This window comes from Rhodobacteraceae bacterium M385 (assembly GCA_025141835.1).
GTDB lineage: Bacteria > Pseudomonadota > Alphaproteobacteria > Rhodobacterales > Rhodobacteraceae > Gymnodinialimonas.
The window spans coordinates 2,696,484-2,710,463 of record CP081102.1 but is presented as its reverse complement, the minus strand read 5'-3'; the positions used below and the strand labels follow the sequence as shown (position 1 = coordinate 2,710,463).

The following is a 13,980-nucleotide window of genomic DNA, read 5'->3' as shown; positions in this document are numbered from 1 at the left end:
GGGCGATTGCGAGCGTTGGCGCGTTGGCGCCGCGGCGGATTAGAGGAGGGTGTCCAGTGCCTCGGTCGGGCGGCCGATTTTGGCCGACGTGGGCGTGGAGAGGATCGGGCGTTCGATCAGGATCGGGTGTTGCACCATGGCTTTGATGAGTGTGGCATCGTCGGCGGCCTTGAGGTTTTGGTCTTTGTAGATGCTTTCGCCCCGGCGCATCATGTCGCGCGGGGAGAGGGAGAGTTTGCTGAGCAGGTCTGTGATCTCGGCCTCGGAAGGGGGCTCTTTCAGGTAGAGGCGCAGGGTCGGTTCAATGCCCGCCGCTTGCAGGTGGGCCAGCGCGGCACGGGATTTGGAGCAGCGTGGGTTGTGCCAGAGGGTGAAGGGGGGCGTTACGTCCATTCGGATACTCCTGTGCCGACGGCTTGGGCAACGTTATCAAACCCGTCCCGTTGCAGGCGCGCATCGAGCCCCTGGGCGATTTTCGTCACCATGGAGAGGCCGCCATAGACGAGGCCCGTGTAGAGTTGCACGGCTGAGGCTCCCGCGCGAATTTTGGCGTAGGCCTGTTCCGCATTGGCCACGCCGCCGACCCCGATGAGGGGCAATTTGCCTTCGGTCAGTTGCGAAAGGCGGGCGAGGGTGCGGGTGGATTTTTCAAACAAGGGCTGCCCGGAGAGGCCGCCTTGTTCGCCCGCGTGGCGGCTTTGCAGGCCAGTGCGATCCAGGGTCGTGTTGGTGGCGATGATGCCTTGGAGGTGGCCACCTTCTAGGGCGACCTCGGCGATGTCTGCCAGTTCGGCCTCGGACAGATCGGGAGCGATCTTGAGGAAGAGGGCGACGGGTTCAGCCGCGTGCAGGCGAACCGCTGCGACCTGCTCAATAATTGCGCGAAGGGCTGCTTTTCCTTGCAGGTCACGCAATTTCTCGGTGTTGGGGGAAGAGACATTGATCGTGGCGAAATCAATGTGAGGCGCACAGGTGCGGAAGACCTGAGCAAAATCGGCGACCCGGTCAGAGCTGTCTTTGTTAGCGCCAAGGTTCAGGCCGATGGGGATCTCGTGGGGGAGGCCATTCAGGCGCGAGGCAATGGCCTCGGCGCCGTCGTTGTTAAAGCCGAAGCGGTTGATCGCGGCGCGGTCCTCGGCAAGGCGGAAGAGACGCGGGCGCGGGTTGCCGGGTTGGGCACGCGGGGTGGCGGCACCCAGTTCGATGAAGCCGAAGCCTGCCCGTTGCAGGGGCCCTGCGACGGTGGCGTTTTTGTCGAAGCCTGCGGCAAGGCCGACGGGGTTGGGCATCGCAAGTCCGGCGATTTCCGTTTGTAGCCGAGGCGAGGTGAACGGCCCCGCGACAGGGCCGAGGCCTGCCTTTAGGGCCAACAGAGCAAGGCCGTGAGCCCGTTCAGGATCGATGCAACGCAGGAGGGGGAGGCCCAGTTTCTCTAGCATCTAAAGCCCCTCGGGGAAGATATGGGTGCCGTTCTCAAACGGCAGGGGCTTGTGCCAAACCACGTCGGCCAAACGCAAAGGGCCATAGAGGTGGGGGAACAGCGCCCCGCCGCGGGAGGGTTCCCACTTGAGGCCATCGCCAAGGGTGTCGGCATCGAGAGCGGCAAGCACCAAGCCGTCTACATCGGCGAAGTATTTCGCCGCCGTCTCTGCGGCCTGCTCGGCGGTGGAGAAGTGGATGTAGCCATCGGCCACGTCAATCGGCGCGCCCGAGGTTTCGCCCTGAGACTGAAGGGCGGCCCATTCGTCCGCCCGCAATATCTTGAAAATCATCATGGGCGTCGTTTCCCCCGCAGGCGTCGCTACGTCAAGTGTCACGGTCTCGTCATCTAGCGTCTTTACTTGGACGTGACACGCGGCCAAGCTGCGGCCAGTTCAACAATAACTTGGGGAGAATTCCATGCTTTCTCGTATTCTCGGCTCGACCGCCATGCTGGCGGGCCTTGCTGTTGCAGCACCTGTTGCGGCGGACACAACGCTGCACCTGTTGCACATCAACGACCTGCACAGCCGTATTCAGCCGATCAACCGCTTTGATTCGACCTGTGGCGCCGAAGATGACGCCGCGGGCGAATGCTTTGGCGGTGTGGCGCGCGTCGCCACCGCGATCAACACCCTGCGCGGTGAGCTGGAAGCGGCTGGCGAAAACGTGCTTGTCTTGGACGCAGGCGACCAGTTCCAAGGCTCGCTGATGTACACCACCTACAAGGGCGAGGTTGAGGCCGAGTTCATGGAGGCGATTGGCTTTGACGTCATGGCCGTAGGCAACCACGAGTTCGACGATGGCCCGGAAAACCTTGCCCGCTTCGCTGAAATGACCAGTTTCCCGATTATTTCGGGTAACCTTGATCTGTCCCAGTCCAATATTCTGGACGGCACGATGATCCCCGATCACGTGGTTCTGGACGTGAACGGTGTGCAAGTCGGCGTGATCTCGGCGCTGGCAGTGGATACGGCGGAAACGTCGTCGCCCGGTCCCAACGTCATTTTCCAAGATGAAATTGATGCGCTTCAGGCAGATGTTGATGCCCTGACCGAGCAAGGCGTGAACATCATCATCGCCCTGACCCACGTGGGCCTGCCTGCCGACATCCGCATTGCAGAAGCTGTGACGGGTATCGACGTGATCGTGGGCGGCCATTCGCACACCTATCTGTCGTCCTCGGACCCGGATCGTGCGGGCGCATATCCGACGATGGCAACCAACCCCGATGGCGATTTCGTGCCAATCGTGCAGGCCTATGCGTATTCCAAGTACCTTGGCCACCTAGAGGTGACATTTGATGACGACGGCAACGTTGTCTACGCCTCGGGCGACACGATGGTGCTGGATGCTTCCGTGACGCCTGACCCAGAAATCGCGGCCCGCGTGGCCGAATTGGGTGGCCCGATTGAAGAGGCGATGTCGGTTGTGATCGGCGAAACCTCGGACATCATCGACGGGTCACGCGATACCTGCCGGGCGATGGAATGCCCGATGGGCAACCTTGTGGCGGACGCCATGTTAGAGCGCGTGCGCGAGCAGGGTATCGACGTGGCGATCCAGAACGGTGGCGGTCTGCGAGCCACCATCGACGCGGGCGAAATCACCATGGGTGAGGTCTTCACCGTGCTGCCATTCCAGAACACGCTGGCCACGTTCCAGCTGACCGGTGCGGGCATCATTGAAGCCTTGGAAAACGGTGTGAGCGCCGTGGAAGAAGGCGCAGGCCGCTTCCCACAGGTGTCGGGCATGTCCTACACCTATGATCCCGCGGCAGAGCCCGGTTCGCGCATCGTTTCCGTTGAGATCGGCGGAGAGCCGCTGGACCCTGAAGCTGTCTACGGTGTTGTGTCCAACAACTACATGCGCGGTGGCGGGGATGGTTATGCCAGCTTCACCACAGCCGACAACGCCTATGATTTCGGCCCCGGCCTAGAGCAGGTCGTGGCGGATTACATCATGGCGGCGGAAGGCTACACACCTTACACCGACGGACGCATCGCTGCCGTAGAGTAAACCTCTACCAGGCTGAATTTTAGTCAAATTTGATCGGCGCGGGGCAACCTGCGCCGATTTTTCATTGCCATGCAATCCGCGCAATCCGGGTCTTCCAAAACGCATACTGGTACGTTTCGTTAGCGCTATCATATTGGGTGCAAGAAACCACAAGCCAACTGACAACGATAGGAATTGCACCATGGCTAACTTGTTCAAAGACCTCCGCGTGGCCGCCCAAAAACGTGCCGCATACAACCGTACCGTCGCCGAAATCTCGGCTCTGCCCGTAGAGCTGGCCGTCGAAGATCTGGGTCTGTGCCCTGAAGACGCCCACAAGATTGCTCTGCGTTCGGTTTACGGCCGCTAAAATACCGGGTCTATTGGGGTCATGTGTGGCCGTATGACGATGACCCATCCTAACGACGCTATGGCGCAGCTGTTTGAGGCGGCGCCAGCGAATGACCTCCCCCATGTGCCGAATTACAACGTCTGCCCCACAAACGAGGTGGCCGTTGTCACGGCGGGGGCGGGGGGCGCAGAAGGCGCCGACAGGGCGTTTCGCCCCATGCGATGGGGATTTGTGCCCCATTGGTACAAAAAACCCAATGACGGCCCCCTACTTATTAATGCCCGTGCAGAAACCATTGCCGAGAAACCGGCGTTTCGCGCGGCAGTGCGCACGCGGCGATGCTTGATCCCGGCAACGGGGTTTTATGAATGGACCAAGGGCGAGGATGACGCGCGACTGCCGTGGTATTTCTCGCGCCCTGACGGTGCACCGATGGTGTTCGCCGGGATTTGGCAGGTCTGGGAAAAAGGGGAAGAACCGTTGACCACCTGCGCCATTGTTACCACCGGCGCGTCTGATTGGATGGCGCAGACCCACCACCGCGAACCTGTCGTGCTTGCGCCCGAGGATTGGGCGATATGGTTGGGGGAGGCCGACGCCAAAGCCGCCCCGCTGATGCGATCCGCACCTGAGGGCGTGTTTCAGCGCTGGCGCGTGGACCGGGAAGTGAACTCGAACCGTGCCCAGGGGGCGGGGCTCATCACTCCCCTTGCGGCCTAGTCCGGCTGGAAAAGCGCCCCAGAGATGATGGCCCGGACGGTGTGGATCGTCAGCACGGCGAGCGCCAAGGCCAGCGCGACCAACAGCCCATAGCCCAACACCAGATGCAGCGTAGACCCCGTCAACTCCGCAAAGCGGAAACTGGCCGTTGTGATCGCGGCCAAGGGAAACGACAGAGCCCAGAACGACAGGGCAAAGGGCAGGCGCAAAAGGGCCGGCAATTGTAGCGCGACAAGGGCTGTGAAGAAGTAGCCAAGGTTGATCAACATCCGCCCCCCCGCGTCGAGGGTGCCATCGTGAAACGCCACCCAGGTCAGAAATGCCAAAGCAGGCGGCGCGACCAGGATCACGATCGTTGGGCGCAGCTTTTCGGGCATGGGATCGTGGAAAATCAATCGGTTGAAGACAAGCGTGAGAAGCACGAGCCAAAACAGAAGACCGACGGCGAAGAAGTACCAGCTCAGCTCAATATAGCCCAAGGGGATGCCGCCAAAAGGCGCCATCACGTTGCCCACCGCAGGGATGAACCACGCGGGCGAAAGCTGACCCGGCCCAAAAGCGCGGTGGCTGATCCATGCGGAAATCACCACCAACGTCAGCACGCCCTGGGCCGCGGCCCCCAGCAGCCAGATGACACGGGCCGCGTCGGGCAGAAGCGGGTGCAGGAACGTCGCCATCAAGAGCGCCGAGATGCTCGCCGCCGGAAAAAACGCCAGCTTCACCGGGTGATGCCATTCGGCCTTCATCGCCTCTGGATGGCGGACGAACTTCACGACAAACAAGGCAAGCAGGCCGATAAACAGCACGGAGCCTAGGCTTCCAACCGCAGCAGAGATCGCGTCAAACCCAGCCGCGCGGGTCGCAAGTGAGAGGCCAAAGACCCCCATCGCGGTGGTGAAAAGCGCAATGGGCGCATAGGCGAGTTTGCTGTGGGGCGCGTCGGTCATGGGGCGGCGTCCGCAAAGGGCGTGGCGGCGAGATTGGCGGCAATATCATCGTCGATTGGCACCGAGAACGTGTTCACGATGAAGCCCAATGTGGAATAGAAACCGACCGTGGCGAACAGATCCAGCACGCCTTGCGAGGTGACCAAAGAAGTCAGCTCTGCCAAGGTTTGCGGGGTCAAACGGGCGTTGGCCAATACCTCATCCACGGCGCGTGCAATGGTGGCGTCTTCGTCGTCCATCGCCTCTAGGGGGCCGCGCAGACTCGCGATTCTGGCGTCCGAGAACCCCAAGGCGCGCGCCCGGCCCACATGGTGGGCCCATTCGTAATCGGAGTTCAACGCGACGGCGGCCCGCAGGATCACCACCTCGGACCGGACCCGGCCAAGGCTGGTGTCCAACACCACATGTTGCCGCAGGTTGGCCCAAGCCAGCACCAGAGCCGGATGATGGGCCATGGTGCGGTAAACATTAAGTTTTCCGGCAAAGGCATCGTCGAGATCGGCCAAAACATCGGGCCAAGCGTTGGCGGGAATAGGGGCCAGATTGGGGTATGTCATGTCAGCTGTCCTGCGCGTGCGTGCCCGGTTGAGCAGTTTGTGTAAGCGGATCGGGGCGGCGAAACTGCGACTTGGCATAGCAATTGTGCCCCATGGCTCGCCTTTTAGTTATAGGGTGATAAATAAGAAGGGAAGCAGCTAATCCAGAGGTAGGTTTCTTGACGCGAACAGTGGCAATTATCGGTGGCTCGATTGGCGGGCTATTCGCGGCGGCGACGCTGCGAAATGCGGGGTGGAACGTCAAGGTGTTTGAGCGCTCCTCGGTCGCTTTGGCGGGGCGCGGGGCGGGGATTGTGACCCATCCCCAGTTGCTCGACGCGTTGGCAGAGGTGGGGGCGGATACATCGGACCTTGGCGTGCTGGTCTACGACCGGGTGGCCTTTGACCGCGACGGCGCCCCCTGCGCCACGCTGCCCTATCCGCAAATCGTGACGTCTTGGGACAGGATGCACCAGACGTTGCGCCGATTGATCCCCGACGCGTCTTACCATTTGGGCGCAGCCTTGGAGACCTATGCAGAGGATGCCGAGGGCGTCTCGTTGACCTTTGCCAGTGGGGCAGAGGAGCGGGTGGATATGCTGGTGGGCGCCGATGGCTTCCGCTCTGCCGTGCGGGGGCAGCTTCTGCCCGAGGTGCAGCCGCAATACGCGGGCTATGTCGTGTGGCGGGCCTTGGCCCCGGAAGCCGCCCTATCGCCGCAAATTCACGAACGTCTGTTTGACGTGTTCGGCCTGTTCCTACCCACGGGTACGCAGATTGTGGGCTACCCAATTGCCGGGGAAAACAACGACCTACGCCCCGGCCATCGGCGCTATAACTTTGTTTGGTACGTGCCCTATGCGACCGATGATCTGGACGCGATGCTGACCGATGCAAGCGGCAAGCGCCACGGCGTGTCGATCCCGCCGCCACTGGTACGCGATGAGGTCGTCGCCGAGATGGAGGCGAAGGCTGAACAGGTCTTACCTGATGTGTTCCGTCATGTGCTTCGCCAAAGCGAGCGGCCCTTTTTCACACCGATCTACGACCACCTGTCCCCCGTTTTCGCGCAGGGAAGGGTGGCGCTGGCGGGGGACGCCGCCTGCGTGGCTCGGCCCCATGTGGGGATGGGCGTGACCAAAGCGGCGCAAGATGCCTTGGCCCTCGCGCGGCATGTGAACGAGGATGTGGAGGCGGGCCTACAGGCCTATTCGGCGGAGCGCTGTCAGGCTTCTCGCGCTGCATATGCGCGGTCGCAGATGCTGGGGCAATACATGGCGCAAGCGCCCGAACATGGCGACCCGATGGATGGTCGCCATAACCCCCATATGGCAGAGATCATGCGCCAGACAGCCGTGGCGGATTTCGATTAGGCGCGCAGTTCTTCGTAAGATGTCATGACCACGGCGCGGTAGGCAGGCCGCGCTTGCAACTGTTCGTACCACCGCGCGACCTGAGGGCTAAGGGGATCACACAGATCGCAAGCCCGCACCATCATTGCGCCCGCCGCGATATCGGCCATGCCAAAGCTGTCTCCGCCAAGCCATTGGGTCTTGCGCAATTGCCATTCCAAGGGCGCCATCGCGGCCAAAAACGTGGCCTTCAATGCCTCGGCGTCCTTGGTGCGATCTGCCGGAGCGGTGCGCACAAGCTCATAGAACATTTGCAGAAAAGCCGGTTGCAGGGTGGAGGTCGTGTATTCCATCCACTGGTCAGCCAAAGGAGATACGCCCCCGGCGAGGTGCCGCAAGATGGCATGGCTTTCCCACAGGGTCAGATCACCGTCTTGCAGGACCGGTACGCGGGGCACCGGGGTCATCTCTTTGAACGTGGCCGTATCTGTGCCGCCGTACTTCCCCCCGACAATATGATGTTCGAACGGCAATGCACACTCGGACAAAGCCCACAGGACTTTCTGCACATTGACCGAACTTGGCCGCCCCCAAAGGATCATCGGATCAACTCCTACTTGATGGCTTGCGGGTTGATCGGAGAGCCCGCCGCACCGGGAATATGCAGGGGCGGGGCGGTGAAAAGGAATTCGTAAACGCCATCCTCAGCGCAATCTTCGCCCAATTCTTTCAGATAGAAAATCTCTCCCATCGAAATGCCGATGGCGGGGATCACGACCCAGTGCCAAGGCTGATTTGCCTCGTCCGTTTCATTGGGGCGCACCTCGCACCCCCAAGTGTCGGCGCAGATTGCGGCGATGTCGTGGGCCTTGATCCAGCGGGCGGTCTCGAACGATAGGCCCGGTGCGTCACCGCCCGCGTAGCCGGTCCAATCTTCGGCGGCGAGGCAGCGTTCCTGATGGCCGGTCCGCACGATCACGAAGTCGCCCTTGCGGATTTCGACCCCCTGCGCCGCCGCGCAGCCATCCAGATCGGCGTTGGTGATGCCATAGCCGTCATCCAGACTATCGACACCCTTCCAGCGCGCGATATCCAGCAGCACGCCGCGGCCAACCATCTTATCGCGCACATGTTCGATCCCCAACCGTTTCGCGCCGTTCACTGTCACATCTGTCGCCGGATAGCCGTTATACATCTGTTCATCGAGGAAGATGTGGCACAGCGCGTCCCATTGGGTGCCACCCTGACAGGGCAGGTTAATCGCGTCATCGGCGTAGCGCAGGTACGCCTTGCCGTCGCCATCCTGTTCACCTTGTACCGCATCGGTGCCAGTGGCCAACATCTGATGGATCAGGTTCCATCGCCCGCCAAACAGGCCGGATTGGATTTTCTCTTTCAGATCAAGCCCAAGCGCAAAGGTCTTGCCCTTACGAACCAGCTTGGCCGCCGCCACCACATCATCGGCCGTGACATTGTTCAATGTCCCGATTTGGTCGTCATCGCCCCAACGTCCCCAGTTAGAGAGCTCTTTCGCGGTATCATAAATGTCCTGACGGGTCAGCTTGGCCATGGTCCTGTCCTCCCAAACAGAGTTTCTTAATGATCGAATGATAAATAGATGCTAGCGTTGGGTTAACGAACACGCAACAGGGGGGATTCAATGTCAGACCAAGCAATCAAAACCTTTGACGTAATCTTTGAAGGGAAGGGCGTCGCGTCGGGGAAGATGCGCAACGATATTTCGGTCGAATGGCCGATGATGAAAGAGACGTTTGAATTGGCCACCGATGAAGGCCCGTTCCATGGCGGTGATGGTACCGCGCCGCCGCCTCTGGCCCTGTTCACCGCTGCGCTGACGGGCTGCCTGATGACCCAGATCCGCGCCTTCGCCAAGCGCCTGAAGATCGACCTGCGCGGGGTGGAAGTGGACGCTCGCCTGCATTGGAAGGGCGAGCAGGAGGGCAACGATCCCTACGTGACTGCGCCTGTCGGTTTCTCGCTTGATGTGGCTTTGGACAGTGACGCCAGCGCCGATCAGCAACGCACCTTGCTGGACGCCGCCAAAAAAGGCTGCTTTCTAGAGCAGAGCCTAGCGGAGGGCGTCATCGTCGGCCACCGCCTGAAATTAGACAACGAATGGCATGATGCGTGACAAGTGAACCTGACCCGACCGCCCCGACCGAGCCCCCCAAGCAGCCGCGCCGCCGCCTGTCGTCGGAGGAGCGTCGGCAAGAGTTTTTGACCAAAGCGATCGAGTTCTTCGCGCAGGAAGGGTTTGAATCCTCGACCCGCGAGTTGGCCCGCCGATTAGGGGTCACGCAGCCTCTGTTATATCGGTACTTCCCGTCAAAAAATGACCTAATCGCGGAGGTTTACGACGCGGTCTATGTGAAGCGCTGGCAGGATGAGTGGGGCACTTTGTTGCGCGACCGCTCGCGTCCATTGCGGGAGCGTCTGGTAGAATTTTACGATGCCTATACCGAGGTCGTTTTCCACAATGACTGGATGCGAATCTTCCTGTTTTCGGGCCTGAAAGGCGTCGATATCAACCGCCGCTACATGCAGTTGGTGCGTGAACGAATCCTGGAACCGATCCTACAAGAAATTCGTTTTGAAGCCGGTTTAGATACGCTTCACCCCACCGATGAAGAGGTTGAAGCCGCCTGGATCATGCATGGCGGTATTTACTATTACGGCGTGCGGACGCTGATCTACGAAGTCTCGATCCTGAACAACAAATCCTTCGTGATCGAGACAGCAATTGACAGCTTCCTGCTGCAAATCCCTTCGGTAAGAGAGGCTGCAACTACCTAATTTTAAACGGTTAAATTGGTCTTCCAATTTCCCCTTGCTAGTTATTTATAGATTGATAAATTAGCTCCAGCGGCCCATTGCGCGGCCTTGGGGGGGGAGACATGAAAGCGGCAGAGTTTTACTATGAACGGCCTGCTTCCGTAGCGGAGGCGCTGGCGCTGCTGGCGGATGAAGAACGCGATGCGACGCCCTTGGCGGGCGGGCAAAGCCTGATGCCGATGATGAACTTCCGCCTCGCGCAGCCCGGCACTTTGGTCGATCTTTCGGCGTTGGAGGACCTGCGCGGCATCACCCTAAGTGACGGGATGCTGCGCATCGGCGCGATGACCCGATATGTGGAATTGGTCCGCTCAGGCGCGGTGGCCGAACACGCGCCGTTGTTGGCGATGGCTTTGCCCCACATCGCCCACGCCGCCGTGCGAAACCGGGGCACCATTGGCGGCAGCGTTGCTTTGGCCGATCCGGCCGCCGAAATGCCCGCGCTGTTGCTGGCGCTGGACGCGCAGATCACGGTGCAATCTGCCGAAGCCACAACCACTCACGGGGCCAAAGACTTTTTCCTTGGCATGTACGAGACCGCGTTAAAGGAGGGGGAGCTTGTGTCTGAGATCGCCATTCCGGTTGCCGCGCCGAACGACCGCTTTGCCTTCTATGAATTGGCGCGACGCCATGGCGATTATGCGATGGCTGGTGTCGCTGTGGCCCGCCGCGATAACGCCCACCGCGTCGCGTTCTTCTCGATATCTGACAGAGCGTTACGGGCTTTCGACGCGGAAGAGGTTTTGGACAAGGGGGGTAGTGTGATCGACGCCGTCGCCGCCTTGGCTGAGCTTCCGTACTCCGGCGACCTCAATGCCGCCATCCCTACGAAAAAGCACCTGTCAGGCGTCGTCCTGACCCGCGCGTTGGAGGCGTTGTGAGCCATGACTGATACTCAAACAATCTCGGTCACCGTGAACGGCGAAACCGCAAGCGCCGCTGTGCCGGTGCGCCAGAACCTGGTGGATTTTCTGCGCAACACGCTGGGGCTGACAGGCAGCCACGTGGGCTGTGAGCACGGTGTATGCGGCGCCTGTACGCTGGAGGTAGACGGCGCCATGGTGCGCGGCTGCCTCATGCTTGCGGTGCAAGCGGACGGTGCGACAGTCACCACAATAGAGGGCTACGGCGACCGGGCGTCGGCCCTACGCGCGGCATTTATCGACCGCAACGCTTTGCAATGTGGCTATTGCACGCCGGGCATGTTGGCCAGCGCGCTGGAGTATGTGGAAGGCGGTGGCGGAGCCGATCGCGCTGCCATCCGCGAGCATCTTTCCGGCAACTACTGCCGTTGCACCGGTTACCAATCCATCGTCGATGCCGTTTGTGATGTGATCGAGGGGGAAGGCTCATGAGCGGTCCTCTGACGATTTTTGACAAGCCTAATTCCCTCATCGGCAAGCCCGTTGACCGCCCCGACACAAAGCGTCTTTTGCAGGGGCGGGGCAAGTTTGTGGACGATATCCAACTGCCCCGCATGGTCCACGCGGGCTTTGTGCGCTCGCCCGTGGCCCATGGTCGGATCGTCTCGATTGACCTTGATGAGGCTCGGGCCGTGCCCGGTGTCATCGCCATTTATACCGGGGCTGATCTGGCCGATCATGTGGAGCCCTACGTGGGCGTGCTCAGCCATATGGCGGGCCTGCGCTCTGCGCCGCAAATGCCTTTGGCCGTCGATACCGTTCGCTGGACCGGAGAGCCGGTGGTGATGGTTGTCGCCAGCTCTCGAGCCGTGGCCGAGGACGCGGCGGCGCTGGTCTTCGTGGACATTGAAGACCTGCCCCCTGCCACAGATATGGAACGGGCGTTGGAACCTGACGCGCCGGTGATCCACCCGGACTTCGGCAATAACCTTGCCTGGGAACGCACCGTTGAGGCGGGCGATCCAGACGCCGCTTTTGCCCGCGATGACGTTACCGTGGTCGAGCGCACGTTCCGTTTCGGTCGCCACACCGGCGTGACGCTGGAGACCCGCGCAAGCGTCGTGGATTATGATCCGTCCGAGGACACGCTGACCTGTCACTACTCGGGCCAAGCTCCTCATATGATGCAATTTATCTTCGCCAAGCACTTGGGCTTGCCGGAAGAAAACGTGCGCGTGATCTCGAACGATGTGGGCGGGTCATTTGGGATAAAGATCCACACCTATGGGGATGAGATCGCCACAGCGGCAGCGGCGAAACTGTTGCAACGGCCGGTGAAGTTCGTGGCGGATCGCCTAGAGAGTTTCCTTACCGACATTCACGCCCGTGACCATGTGGTTCACGGGCGCATCGCGGTCACGCGAGAGGGGGAGATCGCCGCGCTGGCCTTTGATGACATCACGGGGATTGGCCCCTATTCGATGTATCCGCGCACCTCGGCGATAGAGGCGAACCAGATTCTGAACCTGACCGGCGCGCCCTATGCGCTGGAGAACTACCGCGCCAACGCCAAGGTGGTGTTCCAAAACAAGAACCTGATGTGCCAGTATCGCGCCGTGGGGCACCCGATTGCCATGGCCGTAGCCGATGGGTTGCTGGAAGAGGCGGCCCATAAGATCGGTATGGATGTGGTCGAAATCCGCCGCCGTAATCTTGTAAAAGATGATGCTTATCCCTGTACCTCGGCCACGGGGATGAAGTTGGATGACCTGAGCCATCACAAGACGCTCGATAAGCTGATCGAGACGATGGATTACGACGCCAAGCGGTCCGAGCATGCGGCGCTGCGGGCGCAGGGTATCCATCGTGGTCTTGGCCTCGTTTCGATGATCGAAGTCACGAACCCTAGCCCGATGTTCTACGGCATCGGCGGCGCGCCGATTGCCAGCCAGGACGGCTCTACCATCCGGCTGGAAGCCGGCGGGGCGATCCATGTGTCGTCCTCGGTGACCGAGCAGGGGCAGGGCACCAACACGATCCTTGCGCAGATCGCGGCCGGGGTTTTTGGCGTCGCAATGGACCGGGTGAAGGTGACGACCGGCGACACAAAAACCACGCCCTACGGCGGTGGAACCTGGGCGTCACGGGGCGCCGGGATCGGAGGGGAGGCGACGCTACAAGCCGCCCATGCCCTGAAAGAGCAGGTGTTGGACGTAGCGGGCGTAATCCTGCAAGCCAAGCCCGAAGCCCTTGATATCGTTGATGGTCATATCACCGACAAGGACGGCACCCAACGCATGAGCCTAAGCGATTTGGCCCGCACCGTTTACTATCGGGGGAACGAACTCCCCTCGGACATGACGCCGGAACTCGTGGCCACCCGCCACTACCGCGTTACTGATTTCCCCTTCGTTTTCACCAATGCCGCCATGGCTGCCGAGATCGAGTTGGACCCGGACACGGGTTTTGTAAAAATTCTCAACTTCTGGGCGGTGGAAGATTGCGGCCGGGTGATTAACCCCAAGTTGGTCGACGAACAAATTCGCGGCGGTGTGATCCAAGGCATCGGCGGCGCGTTCTACGAGGAATGCATCTATTCCGAGGACGGTCAGTTTGAGAACGCCACCATGGCCGACTACCTTGTGCCGATGGCGTTTGAGATGCCCGACATCACCATTGCGCACGTCGAAACGCCCACAAAAACCAGTGTGCTTGGCGCGAAAGGCGCAGGCGAGGCCGGGACCGGCGGCGCGCCCGCTGCATTGATGAACGCGGTCAACGATGCGCTGCGCCCCTTGGGCGCGCAAATCCACCAAATGCCCATGACGCCCGAGCGCATTCTAGAAGCGCTCGGCACTGTTTAGCCCCTTGAAGGAGACC

Annotated in this window: 16 protein-coding genes; 9 read left to right on the top strand and 7 right to left on the bottom strand. The window is 60.9% G+C overall.

What is annotated here, in order from left to right; genetic code table 11:
• Positions 1-39: 39 nt before the first annotated feature.
• From arsC to K3728_13220, 3 genes are read right to left on the bottom strand one after another with little or no spacing between them, the layout of a single operon-like run.
• Positions 40-393: an arsenate reductase (glutaredoxin) gene (gene arsC, locus K3728_13230; protein UWQ94657.1), complete on the bottom strand. Its 354-nt coding sequence runs from the start codon at positions 391-393 to the stop codon at positions 40-42.
• The gene (locus K3728_13225) at positions 384-1,439 is read right to left on the bottom strand and encodes a quinone-dependent dihydroorotate dehydrogenase (protein UWQ94656.1); all 1,056 of its coding nucleotides are present in this window, start codon (positions 1,437-1,439) and stop codon (positions 384-386) included. Before K3728_13225 ends, arsC begins: the two co-directional genes overlap by 10 nt.
• The gene (locus tag K3728_13220) at positions 1,440-1,775 is read right to left on the bottom strand and encodes a DUF952 domain-containing protein (GenBank protein ID UWQ94655.1); all 336 of its coding nucleotides are present in this window, start codon (positions 1,773-1,775) and stop codon (positions 1,440-1,442) included.
• A 124-nt stretch (positions 1,776-1,899) separates the two neighbouring features.
• On the opposite strand from K3728_13220, the gene K3728_13215 reads away from it, so the two are divergent.
• From K3728_13215 to K3728_13205, 3 genes are all read left to right on the top strand, one after another.
• A complete protein-coding gene (locus K3728_13215; GenBank protein UWQ94654.1) occupies positions 1,900-3,498 on the top strand; it encodes a 5'-nucleotidase C-terminal domain-containing protein in 1,599 nt (532 codons plus the stop codon).
• A 181-nt stretch (positions 3,499-3,679) separates the two neighbouring features.
• Positions 3,680-3,847 (top strand): hypothetical protein, encoded by a 168-nt coding sequence (locus K3728_13210; protein UWQ94653.1) that lies wholly within the window; start codon positions 3,680-3,682, stop codon positions 3,845-3,847.
• Between the two features lie 21 nt (positions 3,848-3,868).
• Positions 3,869-4,549, top strand: a complete 681-nt coding sequence (locus K3728_13205) for an SOS response-associated peptidase (protein UWQ94652.1) — start codon at positions 3,869-3,871, stop codon at positions 4,547-4,549.
• On the opposite strand, the gene K3728_13200 is transcribed toward K3728_13205, so the two are convergent.
• Together K3728_13200 and K3728_13195 are read right to left on the bottom strand one after the other, a co-directional pair.
• Positions 4,546-5,496: an SLAC1 anion channel family protein gene (locus K3728_13200; GenBank protein ID UWQ94651.1), complete on the bottom strand. Its 951-nt coding sequence runs from the start codon at positions 5,494-5,496 to the stop codon at positions 4,546-4,548. The two genes, K3728_13205 and K3728_13200, sit on opposite strands and share 4 nt — an antisense overlap.
• Positions 5,493-6,053: a carboxymuconolactone decarboxylase family protein gene (locus tag K3728_13195; GenBank protein UWQ94650.1), complete on the bottom strand. Its 561-nt coding sequence runs from the start codon at positions 6,051-6,053 to the stop codon at positions 5,493-5,495. Before K3728_13195 ends, K3728_13200 begins: the two co-directional genes overlap by 4 nt.
• A 170-nt stretch (positions 6,054-6,223) precedes the next feature.
• Between K3728_13195 and K3728_13190 the strand changes: the two genes are divergently transcribed.
• Complete coding sequence (locus tag K3728_13190; protein ID UWQ94649.1) at positions 6,224-7,405, top strand: FAD binding domain-containing protein; 1,182 nt, start codon at positions 6,224-6,226, stop codon at positions 7,403-7,405.
• Here K3728_13190 and K3728_13185 read toward each other — a convergent pair.
• Together K3728_13185 and K3728_13180 are read right to left on the bottom strand one after the other, a co-directional pair.
• Positions 7,402-7,986: a glutathione S-transferase N-terminal domain-containing protein gene (locus K3728_13185; GenBank protein ID UWQ94648.1), complete on the bottom strand. Its 585-nt coding sequence runs from the start codon at positions 7,984-7,986 to the stop codon at positions 7,402-7,404. The genes K3728_13190 and K3728_13185 overlap by 4 nt on opposite strands.
• An 11-nt stretch (positions 7,987-7,997) precedes the next feature.
• Positions 7,998-8,954 carry a cyclase family protein gene (locus K3728_13180; GenBank protein ID UWQ94647.1) on the bottom strand — a complete coding sequence of 319 codons (957 nt, stop codon included), beginning with the start codon at positions 8,952-8,954 and terminating at the stop codon, positions 7,998-8,000.
• A 90-nt stretch (positions 8,955-9,044) separates the two neighbouring features.
• Between K3728_13180 and K3728_13175 the strand changes: the two genes are divergently transcribed.
• The 5 genes from K3728_13175 to K3728_13155 all read left to right on the top strand — a co-directional run bounded on the left by K3728_13175 (position 9,045) and on the right by K3728_13155 (position 13,964).
• Positions 9,045-9,536, top strand: coding sequence for an OsmC family protein (locus K3728_13175; protein ID UWQ94646.1), 492 nt, complete (start codon positions 9,045-9,047; stop codon positions 9,534-9,536).
• Entirely contained in the window at positions 9,533-10,198 is a 666-nt protein-coding gene (locus K3728_13170) for a TetR/AcrR family transcriptional regulator (GenBank protein UWQ94645.1), read from the top strand. Before K3728_13175 ends, K3728_13170 begins: the two co-directional genes overlap by 4 nt.
• Before the next feature lie 101 nt (positions 10,199-10,299).
• Positions 10,300-11,118, top strand: coding sequence for a xanthine dehydrogenase family protein subunit M (locus K3728_13165; GenBank protein ID UWQ94644.1), 819 nt, complete (start codon positions 10,300-10,302; stop codon positions 11,116-11,118).
• Between the two features lie 3 nt (positions 11,119-11,121).
• The gene (locus K3728_13160) at positions 11,122-11,592 is read left to right on the top strand and encodes a (2Fe-2S)-binding protein (GenBank protein ID UWQ94643.1); all 471 of its coding nucleotides are present in this window, start codon (positions 11,122-11,124) and stop codon (positions 11,590-11,592) included.
• Complete coding sequence (locus K3728_13155) at positions 11,589-13,964, top strand: xanthine dehydrogenase family protein molybdopterin-binding subunit (protein UWQ94642.1); 2,376 nt, start codon at positions 11,589-11,591, stop codon at positions 13,962-13,964. The genes K3728_13160 and K3728_13155 overlap by 4 nt, the downstream gene beginning before the upstream one ends.
• The last annotated feature ends 16 nt before the right edge of the window (positions 13,965-13,980 follow it).

Bases quoted from the DNA above. Each gene is read 5' to 3' on its own strand.
- arsC (UWQ94657.1), bottom strand. From the start codon at position 393: ATGGACGTAACGCCCCCCTTCACCCTCTGGCACAACCCACGCTGCTCC.
- K3728_13225 (UWQ94656.1), bottom strand. From the start codon at position 1,439: ATGCTAGAGAAACTGGGCCTCCCCCTCCTGCGTTGCATCGATCCTGAA.
- K3728_13220 (UWQ94655.1), bottom strand. From the start codon at position 1,775: ATGATGATTTTCAAGATATTGCGGGCGGACGAATGGGCCGCCCTTCAG.
- K3728_13215 (UWQ94654.1), top strand. From the start codon at position 1,900: ATGCTTTCTCGTATTCTCGGCTCGACCGCCATGCTGGCGGGCCTTGCT.
- K3728_13210 (UWQ94653.1), top strand. From the start codon at position 3,680: ATGGCTAACTTGTTCAAAGACCTCCGCGTGGCCGCCCAAAAACGTGCC.
- K3728_13205 (UWQ94652.1), top strand. From the start codon at position 3,869: ATGTGTGGCCGTATGACGATGACCCATCCTAACGACGCTATGGCGCAG.
- K3728_13200 (UWQ94651.1), bottom strand. From the start codon at position 5,496: ATGACCGACGCGCCCCACAGCAAACTCGCCTATGCGCCCATTGCGCTT.
- K3728_13195 (UWQ94650.1), bottom strand. From the start codon at position 6,053: ATGACATACCCCAATCTGGCCCCTATTCCCGCCAACGCTTGGCCCGAT.
- K3728_13185 (UWQ94648.1), bottom strand. From the start codon at position 7,986: ATGATCCTTTGGGGGCGGCCAAGTTCGGTCAATGTGCAGAAAGTCCTG.
- K3728_13180 (UWQ94647.1), bottom strand. From the start codon at position 8,954: ATGGCCAAGCTGACCCGTCAGGACATTTATGATACCGCGAAAGAGCTC.
- K3728_13175 (UWQ94646.1), top strand. From the start codon at position 9,045: ATGTCAGACCAAGCAATCAAAACCTTTGACGTAATCTTTGAAGGGAAG.
- K3728_13165 (UWQ94644.1), top strand. From the start codon at position 10,300: ATGAAAGCGGCAGAGTTTTACTATGAACGGCCTGCTTCCGTAGCGGAG.
- K3728_13160 (UWQ94643.1), top strand. From the start codon at position 11,122: ATGACTGATACTCAAACAATCTCGGTCACCGTGAACGGCGAAACCGCA.
- K3728_13155 (UWQ94642.1), top strand. From the start codon at position 11,589: ATGAGCGGTCCTCTGACGATTTTTGACAAGCCTAATTCCCTCATCGGC.